The 12,293-nt window shown below is 36.9% G+C and carries 10 protein-coding genes and 1 pseudogene; 7 read left to right on the forward strand and 4 right to left on the reverse strand.

Annotated features, from left to right (window positions below; translation table 11 throughout):
- Positions 1-5: 5 nt before the first annotated feature.
- The 3 genes and pseudogenes from mltG to dapF all read right to left on the reverse strand — a co-directional run bounded on the left by mltG (position 6) and on the right by dapF (position 2,350).
- Entirely contained in the window at positions 6-1,049 is a 1,044-nt protein-coding gene (gene mltG / locus BLT95_RS05955; RefSeq protein WP_089665210.1) for an endolytic transglycosylase MltG, read from the reverse strand.
- Positions 1,039-1,569: a GNAT family N-acetyltransferase gene (locus BLT95_RS05960; RefSeq protein WP_089665211.1), complete on the reverse strand. Its 531-nt coding sequence runs from the start codon at positions 1,567-1,569 to the stop codon at positions 1,039-1,041. Before BLT95_RS05960 ends, mltG begins: the two co-directional genes overlap by 11 nt.
- A pseudogene (gene dapF, locus BLT95_RS05965) lies at positions 1,563-2,350 on the reverse strand (diaminopimelate epimerase). Before dapF ends, BLT95_RS05960 begins: the two are co-directional and overlap by 7 nt.
- A 132-nt stretch (positions 2,351-2,482) precedes the next feature.
- On the opposite strand from dapF, the gene BLT95_RS05970 reads away from it, so the two are divergent.
- The 6 genes from BLT95_RS05970 (at position 2,483) to BLT95_RS05995 (ending at position 10,240) form a co-directional block, all read left to right on the forward strand.
- On the forward strand, positions 2,483-3,880 hold the full coding sequence (locus BLT95_RS05970; protein ID WP_089665212.1) for a trypsin-like peptidase domain-containing protein: 1,398 nt from the start codon (positions 2,483-2,485) through the stop codon (positions 3,878-3,880).
- Between the two features lie 124 nt (positions 3,881-4,004).
- Positions 4,005-5,453: a glyceraldehyde-3-phosphate dehydrogenase gene (locus BLT95_RS05975; RefSeq protein ID WP_089665213.1), complete on the forward strand. Its 1,449-nt coding sequence runs from the start codon at positions 4,005-4,007 to the stop codon at positions 5,451-5,453.
- A gap of 198 nt (positions 5,454-5,651) precedes the next feature.
- Positions 5,652-6,245, forward strand: coding sequence for a hypothetical protein (locus BLT95_RS05980; RefSeq protein ID WP_089665214.1), 594 nt, complete (start codon positions 5,652-5,654; stop codon positions 6,243-6,245).
- A 46-nt stretch (positions 6,246-6,291) separates the two neighbouring features.
- Positions 6,292-6,972, forward strand: coding sequence for a tRNA (guanosine(37)-N1)-methyltransferase TrmD (gene trmD, locus BLT95_RS05985; protein ID WP_089665215.1), 681 nt, complete (start codon positions 6,292-6,294; stop codon positions 6,970-6,972).
- Positions 6,973-7,089: 117 nt separating this feature from the next.
- A complete protein-coding gene (gene rplS, locus BLT95_RS05990) occupies positions 7,090-7,443 on the forward strand; it encodes a 50S ribosomal protein L19 (RefSeq protein ID WP_089665216.1) in 354 nt (117 codons plus the stop codon).
- A gap of 568 nt (positions 7,444-8,011) precedes the next feature.
- The gene (locus tag BLT95_RS05995; RefSeq protein WP_089665217.1) at positions 8,012-10,240 is read left to right on the forward strand and encodes an NADP-dependent isocitrate dehydrogenase; all 2,229 of its coding nucleotides are present in this window, start codon (positions 8,012-8,014) and stop codon (positions 10,238-10,240) included.
- A gap of 47 nt (positions 10,241-10,287) precedes the next feature.
- Here BLT95_RS05995 and BLT95_RS06000 read toward each other — a convergent pair whose 3' ends face one another.
- The gene (locus BLT95_RS06000) at positions 10,288-10,905 is read right to left on the reverse strand and encodes a DEAD/DEAH box helicase (RefSeq protein WP_089665218.1); all 618 of its coding nucleotides are present in this window, start codon (positions 10,903-10,905) and stop codon (positions 10,288-10,290) included.
- A gap of 148 nt (positions 10,906-11,053) precedes the next feature.
- Between BLT95_RS06000 and BLT95_RS06005 the strand changes: the two genes are divergently transcribed.
- Positions 11,054-12,280: a multidrug effflux MFS transporter gene (locus BLT95_RS06005; RefSeq protein WP_089665219.1), complete on the forward strand. Its 1,227-nt coding sequence runs from the start codon at positions 11,054-11,056 to the stop codon at positions 12,278-12,280.
- Positions 12,281-12,293: the final 13 nt, after the last annotated feature.

The raw sequence follows: 12,293 nt of genomic DNA on the forward strand, positions 1-12,293 counted from the left end.
CTTTATTATCGTTTTATCCCCTGACGGTTGATCCATCGAACATATTCCTGCTTATTTCGGTTATGCTGGGCGAGATTTTCAGCAAATTTGTGGTACCCGAAATTCTGGACATCGGCTACAAAATAGAAGTAATCGTGATCCTCATAATTTAATACTGCATCAATCGATGAAATATCGGGCATTGATATTGGCCCTGGAGGAAGTTGCCTGTATTTATAAGTGTTATATGGAGAATCTATTTCAAGATCTTTATAGAGCACTCTTTTAATGATCGTATCAAAATTTCCGGTTTTTTCCTTAATCGCATAGATTACAGTGGGATCTGCATCCAGTTTCCATCCATTCTTATACCTATTCATATAAACTCCGGCTACCTTAGGTCGTTCATCAACCTTCGCTGTTTCTTTTTGAACAATAGAAGCCACCGTAATTACTTCTTTGGGTGTTAAACCTATTTTTTCTGCTTTTCTAAGTCTTGTTTCGCTCCAGAATCTATCATATTCCTTCTTCATTCTCTCCTGAAATTCTTCGGCAGACGTATTCCAGTAGAATTCATATTGATTCGGAATATAAAGCCCAAGGGCATTCCTTCTATCTAACTCATTTTGCTTTAGAAACTCTTCATTTTTGAAAGATTCAAGCAAATCTGCACTATCAGCTTCAATCTGGCTTGAAATTCTGCCAGCAAGATCTTCCAGTCTTTCCTGGTTATTAAAAATCACCTTTACCGGTTTATTTCCAATTCGTAGCTGATTGACAAGCTCATTATTATTCATTCCATTTTTTAGAAGATATCTACCAGGTCTAACCCTGTTTGAATATCCTTTCTTTTGTGCAACCAGAGAAAAGGATTCTACATCTTTTAATAATGGTTGTAATGAATCTAACACAGATTGAAATGTTGCACCTGTTGGGATATAAACAATTTCTTCTTTTGAATCAAATTCTGTATTCGAAGAAAAAACGCTGTTATAAACGTAATAACCAAAAATTCCAAACGCAATTAAGCCAAGAATTACGATCGCGATAAGTATTTTTCTAATGTACATTGCTAATTAATTGATAAAGCCATTCATCTTTAAACTCACCATTAAAGAGAGTCCAGTCTTTTTTCAAGCCAACTTTCCTAAACCCGTTATTTTCAAAAACTCTCTGGCTATCTCCGTTATTGGCGGTAACGTTGGCATAGACCTGGTGCAAGCCTAAGTGAGTAAAACAATAATCGCAAAGCAAAGACAAACTTTCTGAACCAAAACCTTTTTTGCGATCTTTTTTATTAGCTATTAAAATTCCTATCGCAGCACGTTTATCCCGAGGTTCAAGGTCAAAAACATCAATTAACCCAACCTGTCTGCCTCTTTTAGTACAGATAACCAGCCTTAATTGCTTAATATCATAAATATCACGGTGGGCATTTTCGATATACTGTCTTATTAGAAACTTTGAATAGGGCGATTGCGTGGCACTTATTTCCCAGAAATCCTCGTTATTTTCAATCTTATGAACAAAATCAAGGTCCTCAGGTTCCAGGGCTCTTAGATATACTTTTTCCCCTTTTAATGTTAGCATACAATCTCCCCTTTAAAAACAAATTCCGCTGGTCCAGACAACCAGACATCAGAAAAACCATTCCCGTTTTCCTTAAAATTAACCCTAAGATCCCCCCCCTGGTAATTAATTTTATACTATTTGACCCGGTTTTCCCAGACTTAAATGCTGCCAGGGCAACTGCAGTCACTCCGGTACCACAAGAAAGTGTCTCGTCTTCTACTCCTCTTTCATAGGTTCTTACTGAAAAACTATTTGCTGAAATGGGTTCTACAAAATTTACATTTGTACCATTACTGGCTTTATACCTGTCTGAAAACCGAATGGCCGCACCTTCCTTTTTAATATCAATTTCACTTATATTTTGAGTAAATACAATGTGATGAGGAGAACCGGTATCCAGAAAAGTAAAGTCTTCATTTTCTGAGATCTCTTTTACATTCTGCATCTTCAGACTTACAACACCCTCTTTAATCGAAGCTTCATGAACCCCGTCGATAGCTGTAAATCGGGCAGTATTTTTAATGATCTCTAAATAACTAGCGAAAGCCACCAGGCATCTGCCTCCATTTCCGCACATACTACTTTCATTCCCATCAGCATTAAAGTAAACCATTTTAAAATCATCCTGGGGATCTTCTGGATTTTCCAGAAGTATCAGGCCATCAGCGCCTATACCAAATTTTCGGTCACAAAGTTCCTTAACCAATTTGGTATCATTTTTGGACATTCTATTATCCCGATTATCGATCATTATAAAGTCGTTACCGGTACCTTGATATTTGTAAAATTTCAACTTCATTATTCAGATTAAAGTGGCACAAATATACAATTTTGAGGAGGAATTCCGGGCTGTTAAATGGTCGTTAAATTTGTGGAATTAGCATAATAATCTAGTGATCTAAAATGTTTACTAATTAAATAATATCCGAAAATGAAAAAAATAGCAAGCCTACTTTTTGTTTCTGTCCTTGGGGGAGCATTAACTTTAGGAAGTTACAAACTGTTCTTTGAAGATGAGTCTGAGCAATTTTTACCTCAGGATAACACTCATAGCTCTTTTATCCCTGTTACTAAATCCCCGGCGTATGGAACCAATGCCGATTTTACTGAGGCTGCCGAAAAGACAGTTCATGCGGTAGTTCACGTTAAAAATGTAGCTGTTTTTAAAGGAGGCCCGCGTAGCATCTGGGAATACACCCCTTATGGAGATAATGGCGGTAGAGCTCTCCAGGGAGCTGGTTCTGGAGTAATAATCACTCCAGACGGTTATATCGTCACCAATAATCATGTTATAGATGGCGCTTCTGAAATTGAAGTGACACTTAACAACAATAAAACCTACAAAGCTGAAGTAATTGGAAGTGATCCCATCTCTGATATCGCTCTTATAAAAGTAGATGCGCAGGAAGAACTGGAATATATTCCTTTTGGCAACTCAAATAATCTGGAATTAGGTGAATGGGTACTGGCTGTTGGAAATCCATTTAATTTAAAATCTACCGTTACTGCCGGCATTATAAGCGCAAAGGCCCGAGATCTTAATGTTCGCGATAGCTCGCCACAATCGTTTATTCAAACCGATGCGGCTATTAATCCCGGAAATAGCGGAGGTGCTCTGGTAAACATCAATGGTGAGCTTATAGGGATTAATACTGCCATTAGCTCTCCTAGCGGAAGTTATATTGGCTATGCTTTTGCAGTCCCTTCTAATAACGCCCGTAAGATTGTAGAAGATATTATGGAGTATGGCGATGTACAACAGGGAATCTTAGGTATTCGCGGCAGAAGTATTAACAATGACATTATAAGAGAATTTGACCTTAACACTTCACAGGGTGTTATGGTAGCAGAAGTTACTCCCGGAGGAGGAGCAGAAAAATCTGGGATTCAGCAAAATGATATTATTAAAAGAATCGATAATATCCAGATCAATAAATTTTCAGATCTTACAGGATACATCAATTCAAAAAGACCTGGAGACGAAGTGACGGTGAAGTTAATGCGCGATGGCAGAGAAAAAGAAGTGAGTGTAAAACTAACCAAACTGAGTACACTGGCGATCCCGATACTGGGACTGGAAGTTGCAAATGCTACCTCTGAAGAATTAAAGGCTTATAGCGCACCAAACGGGGTTCGAATTAACCGCAGTTTGAGTGAAGATCTTCCTTCGGCAGATCTAGTTGGCGGTATCATTGCTGAAATTAACAACCAGAAGGTTACTTCCATTCGTGATGTTGAAGAAATTATGCAGAGTAGAACAAGATCAAATTCTATTGTGATCACCTATTACAATCAAAAAGGTGAAAAACAAAGAATGATATGGAGATAAATTTTGAAATACTCAATTATATAAAGCCCTTCCCACCAGGAAGGGTTTTTTATGCAGAAAAGTTTTTACGAAAACGTTTGAAATATATACTTTTGCCGAAATTTATATAACAACACAACTAAACATGGACTTTAATAAAGTTTACGAAAAAGAACTTTCTTTTCAGGCAGATCGTCGAAAAGCGACCGTAGAATTTATCAATATCGTGAGCGATCTATGGTACGACAAATCTATTGAACTGGTGCTTTTTAGAAATCAGATGATCAATAGAAATGTAAGTGACATTTTAGATCTTCATGAATATGCAGGTGAATTTGTAGGAAAACCTATTTCTATTTTTGATTCTGTAGAAATTGCCAAAGCGATTCAAGACCTCAATTTGCCGCCTTCTAAACTTGACATTGGAAAACTAACCTATGAATATCATTTAGACGGGCAGCCTCACAGCAACGCTATGGCTTTCGTTTCTAATAAGCTTAGTGATGCCAAAGAAACTGAAACTGTTACTCCAAAAGACGTAGTCCTTTATGGATTTGGGCGTATTGGCAGACTGGTAGCGCGTGAGCTCATGACAAGAACCGGAAAAGGTAACCAGCTTAGACTGCGTGCAGTTGTTACAAGAGGAAAGGTTGACCAGAGTGTTTTAGAAAAAAGAGCTTCGCTTTTAAAGAGTGATTCTGTACATGGCCCCTTCAGTGGGACCGTAAATGTAGATGAGAAAAATTCAGCTTTGATCATCAACGGAACCACAGTACATATGATCTCTGCTAATCAGCCAGAAGATATTGATTATACAAAATATGGTATTAACGGTGCACTTATAATTGATAATACAGGAGCTTTTAGAGATAAAGAAGCGCTAACAAGACACCTTTCTTCAAAAGGAGCAGCGAAAGTATTACTTACCGCTCCTGGAAAAGGAATTCCCAATATTGTACATGGTGTAAATCAAAAAGAACACAATCCAGATGAAATAGATATTTTCTCAGCCGCTTCCTGTACTACCAACGCAATTACACCAGTTTTAAAAGCCGTTCAGGATTCTTTGGGTGTTGTTCACGGTCACCTGGAAACAATTCATGCATATACAAACGACCAAAACCTGGTAGATAATATGCATAGTAAATACAGAAGAGGGCGTGCCGCAGGATTAAATATGGTGATTACTGAAACGGGTGCCGGAAAAGCAGTTTCTAAAGCACTTCCTGTTTTTGAAGGAAAACTAACTTCCAATGCCATTAGAGTACCAGTACCAAATGGTTCTTTAGCAATTTTAAACCTGGAAGTTGAGAAAGAGACAAGTCTTGATGATGTAAATGCTTTACTTAAAAAGTATGCGCTGGAAGGAGATCTTGTAGAGCAAATTCAATATTCTATAGACAACGAATTAGTATCATCTGATATTATTGGCTCTTCAGCCCCGGCAATTTATGATAGTAACGCAACTATCGTATCTGCCGATGGCAAAAATGTGATATTATATATATGGTATGACAATGAATATGGGTATAGTCACCAGGTAATAAGACTCGCAAAATACATTGCGAAAGTAAGACGCTATACCTATTATTAGGATCTTATATTTTTTTAAAGAAAAGACCCCGTCATTGGCGGGGTTTTTTTATTTTTGCATCACTTTTAATTTATAAAAAACTGATTTAAAACCATTTAATTCTTACAAAAGCGAAACTCTTCCCGAAAATCTGAAATATACTAACCCAATATTTTCGCTTTTTGTTTTAAGAACCAAACAAAATCAATCCCCAGTAAAATGAGTAACAGACTTTACATTGTAGCTGTATTTGTTATTGTAAGTGTATTTCAGATGAATGCCCAAACAGACAGCCTAAAAACCGAAACACCCATTCAGGATGAGTTTTCAGCATTAATTCAGGAATCAAATAATTACCAGGGCTATAAGGTCGTAGATTATGATAAACTGATAGAGTTAAGAAATACTACCAGGAATTATATTACTGAATTAAAAGAGGAAATTATTGTTCAAAAGAATACCGTAGATCAGCAAAACGATGAGATCCAGAAATTAAAATCTGATCTTGCCGCGACGAAGGAGGATCTCCAGAAAGTTTCCGAAGAAAAAGATGCTTTGATGTTCCTGGGTATGCCTTTTTCAAAAGGAGGTTATAAAGCAATGATGTGGGGGATAGTTGGAGTGCTAATTGCACTTCTTCTAATTATCTTTTTTAGATATAAAAGTTCTCACAGTGCAACTCGTGATGCCAGGCAAAAACTGAACGAAACAGAGAAAGAGTTTGACGCTTACCGTACAAAGGCCCTTGAAAAAGAACAACGTCTTGGTAGAATGCTTCAGGATGAAAAAAATAAGAGCAGTGGTACACCCTAACTTTCTGAACTTACTCATCGAGATATAAATTTTTGAATTCTAATGAATGCGCATTGATATAATTACGGTAGTTCCAGATATTCTAAAAAGTCCGTTTGAAGCTTCGATTCTACAAAGAGCCATCAAAAAAGGATTGGTAGAAATTCACCTACATAACTTACGTGACTATACTACTGACAATTACCAGCAAGTTGACGATTATCAATTTGGAGGCGGTGCAGGAATGGTGATGATGATCGAACCTATTGACAAATGTATCACAGGCTTAAAAGCGGAAAGAAATTACGATGAAGTGATTTATATGACACCAGATGGTGCAACTTTAAATCAGAAGACTGCCAATAGCTTAAGTCTTTCTGAAAATATCATTATCCTTTGTGGTCATTATAAAGGAGTAGATCAAAGGGTAAGAGATCAGTTTATCACAAAAGAGATCTCTATAGGTGATTACGTGCTTTCAGGAGGGGAACTTGGAGCCGCAGTTTTATGTGACTCGATTATAAGATTGATCCCCGGGGTGTTGGGAAATGAAACTTCAGCATTAACAGATTCTTTCCAGGATAATTTACTGGCGCCTCCGGTTTATACCAGACCTGCTGAATATAAAGGCTGGCAGGTACCATCTATACTTACCTCAGGAAATTTTCCGAAGATTGAAGAATGGCGCGAGAATAAGGCATATGAAAGAACTAAGAAACTACGACCAGACCTTTTAGATGATGAGTAAATTTTTCACTAACAGGCTTGTACAATAATATAAATTGATTAATTTTGCACTCATTCTAGAATAACCTCTGGCGATCATCGTGAATGTTGTTTTGGATTTTATCTTAAACTATTAAAAATGGAATCGTTAGTAAAATACGTTCAGGACGAATTTGTAGACAGAAAAGATCTACCTGAATTTGCAGCAGGAGACACAATCACTGTTTATTACGAAATTAAAGAGGGACAGAAAACAAGAACTCAGTTCTTTAGAGGAGTTGTTATCCAGAAAAGAGGAACAGGTTCTTCTCAAACCTTTACTATTAGAAAAATGAGTGGTACAGTTGGAGTGGAAAGAATTTTCCCGGTTAATCTTCCTGCTATCCAGAAAATTGAGATCAATAAAAAAGGTAGCGTTAGAAGAGCTAGAATTTTCTACTTTAGAGGTCTTACTGGTAAGAAAGCTCGTATTAAAGAAGCGATTAGAAAGTAACATTTCTTTTTATCATATAAAAAAAAGCCCCAAATTGCTGGGGCTTTTTTTATGGAACTAAATAACTGACAAACAGATTTTTAAATGTTAAAAATCTTCTCTTAAAAAATCATTCTTATTATATTTATATGGAAATTTCGCAACAACTAGAATGACAAAAGAATTTTTAGTTCTGACGATTTTCCGGTAAAGCAAGTTCTTTACATTTAAAGGTTTTTATCTTCTATATAACAGTTTTATATTTTGTTTTATCAAAATTCGTTTGAAAGGTAAAAGCTATTATGGTTCATCTTTAAATCCTTTAATTTTGAATCATTTGAAGCAGCAACCACAAAGAAGCTTAAAATGCTTTATATCATCTTAATGATAAATTGCTGTTTCCTGAAGCCATTTCATTTTAGCAAATAAGATGAAATGGCTTTTTTATTAACTTTTTATGATTTCTTAACAAGCGAACAGCCCTTGAAACTTAGGATAAAAGTCGCAAATACTGTATATTGCGCGTGAGATAACACCCTGGTAGCATCCGGGGTTTTCTTTGAATATATTGCAACCAAAAACATAAAAAATGTCACAAAAAGAAAAAATAATTTATACCAAAACAGATGAAGCTCCAATGCTGGCAACTTATTCTTTCCTGCCAATTATTGAAGCTTTTACCAAAGCTGCAGGCGTAAGTCTTGAAACCCGTGATATTTCATTAGCCGGTAGAATCCTATCCCAGTTTCCAGATTATCTAAATGATGATCAAAAAGTTAAAGATGATCTCGCTGAACTTGGAGAACTGGCAAAAAAACCAGAAGCTAATATTATAAAACTTCCAAACATTAGCGCTTCTGTTCCTCAGCTTAAGAATGCAATATCAGAATTACAATCTAAAGGTTTCGCTATTCCAGATTACCCGGATGAGCCATCAAATGATAAGGAAAAAGAAATTCAGTCTCGTTACGACAAAGTAAAGGGCAGTGCTGTGAATCCGGTTCTTAGAGAAGGAAATTCAGATAGAAGAGCCCCAAAAGCGGTTAAAAACTTCGCGAAGAAAAACCCACATAGAATGGGTGAATGGAGTTCAGATTCCAAAACACACGTGGCTACGATGAGCGAAGGGGATTTTAGATCTAACGAAAAATCTTTAACTCTTAGTAGTGATGATACTTTGAAGATCGAATTTACTTCAGAAAACGGAGACAAGAAAGTTCTTAAAGACAATTTAAAAGTATTGAATGGAGAAGTGGTTGACGCCAGTGTAATGAGCAAAAAAGCACTTCTTGATTTTCTTCGTAAGGAAGTGAAAGACGCAAAAGAGAAAGATGTTCTTTTTTCTCTGCATATGAAAGCCACAATGATGAAGGTTTCAGACCCTATCATTTTTGGACATGCGGTTGAAGTTTTCTTTGAAGATGTTTTTGAGAAATATGGCGAAGAGCTGGAAAAAGCTGGAGCTGATCAAAATAGCGGACTTGGAGATGTGCTGAATGCCATTGAAAACCTCCCAGAAGATAAAAAGAAAGAGATTAAAAATGCGATCTCGAAAGATCTTAAGGATGGCCCGGATATCGCCATGGTTAACTCAGACGAAGGCATTACGAATCTTCATGTACCTAGTGATGTGATCATAGATGCTTCTATGCCAGCAATGATTAGAACTTCAGGTCAAATGTGGAATGCTGAAGGTAAAACCCAGGATACCAAAGCTGTGATACCAGACAGTTCTTACGCAGGACTTTATCAGGCAACCATAGATTTTTGCAAGGAACATGGAGCATTTGATCCTACTACCATGGGAACCGTTCCCAATGTTGGATTGATGGCTCAAAAAGCAGAAGAATATGGATCTCACGATAAAACCTTTGAAATTTCAGGAAACGGAACCGTAAAAGTGATCAATTCAAAAGGAGATACTCTTCTTGAGCACAATGTGGAAAAAGGGGATATCTGGAGAATGTGCCAGGTAAAAGACGCGCCTGTTCAGGACTGGATCAAATTGGCTATTTCAAGAGCACGAGCTACTAAAATGCCTGCTGTTTTCTGGCTTGATAAAAATAGAGCTCACGACGCTGAATTAATCAAAAAGGTAGATAAGTACTTACCAAACCATGATACCAGTGGTTTAGAGATCAAGATCATGGCTCCTACAGAAGCTACAAAATATACTTTAGAAAGAGTGAAGGACGGAAAAGATACCATTTCAGTAACCGGAAATGTACTGAGAGATTATCTAACTGACCTCTTCCCTATTTTAGAACTGGGAACCAGTGCAAAAATGCTTTCTATTGTACCATTAATGAATGGTGGTGGATTGTTTGAAACTGGTGCAGGTGGTTCTGCTCCAAAACACGTTCAGCAATTTGTGAAAGAAGGACATTTGCGATGGGATTCTCTTGGTGAATTCCTTGCACTTGCTGTTTCTCTGGAACATTTAGGAAACAAGTATGATAATGCAAAAGCCTTAACACTTTCAGAAGCTCTTGACGAGGCGACCGAAAGATTCCTGAATGAAGGTAGATCACCTTCCAGAAAAGTGAACGAGCTGGACAACAGGGGAAGTCATTTTTATCTTGCACTATATTGGGCTGAAGCGCTTTCAACTCAAACCAGTAGTAAAGATCTAAATATCTATTTCGGGAAAATTGCCAGAATGATGGAAGATAATCAGGAGAAAATTCTTCAGGATCTTTTAGATGCCCAGGGATCTCCAGTAGATATAGGAGGATACTATGAACCAAATGAAGAGCTTACAAAAAAAGCAATGCGTCCTAGCACAAAATTAAATGAGATATTGGCTACAAATGCCTGATTCAATTTAAATTATATAATGAAAAGCCCTGTTTAAACGGGGCTTTTTTATTTAGCTGTTTTTACCACCTGCGCCCTTTCCATAAACATATCCTGGAGTCGTTTCATTTTAGGCTCCATCTTTTCAGCAAATATAAGATACTGGCATTTATTGATGCTCATAGGAATTCTTACCACATCATCTATAAGGCCCGGCTTAGAAAGAAATTCAGCATCTTCAAGTATAAAAAACTGTAGTTGTCCTAAATGGATACCTGTCATGGAAAACAACTTACTTAACCTTTTAGGAGTAGCAATAACGATATCTACTCCATAATAAATATCATCTTTTTGATCATCTATATTCTGCTCTTCATAGGCGCAGTAAATACGCAAGTCCATTTCCCCGGTAAACTCTTTGAACTTCTGTTCTAATTCCAGGGCTGACTCCTTATCTTTTACATAAATAAGTGCTCTGGGTGAATCCTCAAAAGCTTCTGAATTTAATTTCTGAATAACACCAATGATCATGGCTGTAGTCTTACCACTTCCAGCCGGAGCAAAACAATAGAGATCTGCTCCACTTTTTATCTTAGGTAAAATCTTATTCTGAAAAGTGGTTGGTGTTTCATATCCTAATTCTTGAATAGCCTCTTTAAGTAGAGGATTTAATTTTTTAAATGACATGTACTACTGAAGTTTATCACGCAAAGGTCGGACTTTAATATTTCATATCGCTGCAAAGCCACTATTAAACTAAATCGAAATAGTTTAATCTTACGTTAAACAGCTCTGGAAATTAGAACAACATCGGCCGTTTACTGAAATTTGCAAAATGCTTCCAAATACTTCAGAAAGAAATAAAAAGCAGGAATATATTATTCTTCTGGTTCTTGGAACCATGATCGCATTAGGACCGTTTTCAATAGACGCATATCTTCCGGGGTTTGAGAATATTGCCAAGGATTTCAATACCAGCATAAGCCAGATTGGAATTACTTTAACCAGTTATTTTATAGGGATTTCTATAGGACAATTAGCTTACGGACCGATAATGGATAAATTTGGCCGAAAAAAGCCATTACTAATTGGTCTTCTATTATATCTTCTATCAGCACTAAGTTGCATGTATTCCCCTGATTTGGAGTGGCTTATAATTTCAAGGTTCTTTTTAGCCGTAGGTGCAGCAGCGGGAATGGTGGCCGCAAAGGCCATTGTTCGCGATATTTTTCCGGTGCATGAAGTGGCAGGAGCCATTTCAGTATTGATGCTAATCATGGGCGGAGCTCCCATCATTGCCCCAACCGTAGGAAGCTTTATTATTGATTCTTTTGGATGGAAAATGATTTTTTTATTTCTGGCAGTCTTCTCTGCATTAATGATCATTAGTGTTTCCAGATTTTTACCCGAAAGTATTATTCCTGATAGAAAAGTAGATCTTAAACCGAAGCAAGTTGCTATTAAGTATTTTGGAATACTCACCCATCCTAAATTTTCAAATTTTGCCCTTTCCGGGAGCTTTGCGATTGGTGCCATGTTCGCTTATATTTCAGACGCTCCAAAACTTTTTATGGGCAACTATGATCTGAGTCAGAAGGAATTTGGAATATTATTCGGAATAAATGCCGGCGGACTTATACTGGGAAGCCAAATAAACCGACTGTTTCTAAGAAAATATTCTACATTACAGATCACACTTTTCAATAGTGTTATTCTTGTAATTCTTTCCAGCCTGTTTTTGATGAATGCGATTTTTGAATTTGGATTTGTTATTACGGTAGTTCTTCTATTTTTAATATTATTCTTATTAGGCTTTCAGAATCCCAATACAACGGCTTTATCACTGGAACCTTTTGAGAAAAAGGCAGGTCGTGCTTCGGCATTAATTGGTAGCTTAAAGATGATTCTTGGTGCCTTAACCTCATTTATCATAAGCCTGTTTCATACCCCATCATCTGTACCACTGGCAGTAATTCTTCTTACTTGCCTATTCATTAGCTTTTTACTTTTGTTTCGCTTTTCGAAGAATGAGAAGAAAAGTCTCAGTCTAAGTACCCCTTAGACTTTTTTATTAC

The sequence above is a fragment of the Gramella sp. MAR_2010_147 genome, assembly GCF_900105135.1.
Classification (GTDB): domain Bacteria; phylum Bacteroidota; class Bacteroidia; order Flavobacteriales; family Flavobacteriaceae; genus Christiangramia.

Excerpts from the sequence above, each read along its gene's own strand:
- mltG (WP_089665210.1), bottom strand. The coding sequence starts at position 1,049 with ATGTACATTAGAAAAATACTTATCGCGATCGTAATTCTTGGCTTAATT.
- BLT95_RS05960 (WP_089665211.1), bottom strand. The coding sequence starts at position 1,569 with ATGCTAACATTAAAAGGGGAAAAAGTATATCTAAGAGCCCTGGAACCT.
- BLT95_RS05970 (WP_089665212.1), top strand. The coding sequence starts at position 2,483 with ATGAAAAAAATAGCAAGCCTACTTTTTGTTTCTGTCCTTGGGGGAGCA.
- BLT95_RS05975 (WP_089665213.1), top strand. The coding sequence starts at position 4,005 with ATGGACTTTAATAAAGTTTACGAAAAAGAACTTTCTTTTCAGGCAGAT.
- BLT95_RS05980 (WP_089665214.1), top strand. The coding sequence starts at position 5,652 with ATGAGTAACAGACTTTACATTGTAGCTGTATTTGTTATTGTAAGTGTA.
- trmD (WP_089665215.1), top strand. The coding sequence starts at position 6,292 with ATGCGCATTGATATAATTACGGTAGTTCCAGATATTCTAAAAAGTCCG.
- rplS (WP_089665216.1), top strand. The coding sequence starts at position 7,090 with ATGGAATCGTTAGTAAAATACGTTCAGGACGAATTTGTAGACAGAAAA.
- BLT95_RS05995 (WP_089665217.1), top strand. The coding sequence starts at position 8,012 with ATGTCACAAAAAGAAAAAATAATTTATACCAAAACAGATGAAGCTCCA.
- BLT95_RS06000 (WP_089665218.1), bottom strand. The coding sequence starts at position 10,905 with ATGTCATTTAAAAAATTAAATCCTCTACTTAAAGAGGCTATTCAAGAA.
- BLT95_RS06005 (WP_089665219.1), top strand. The coding sequence starts at position 11,054 with ATGCTTCCAAATACTTCAGAAAGAAATAAAAAGCAGGAATATATTATT.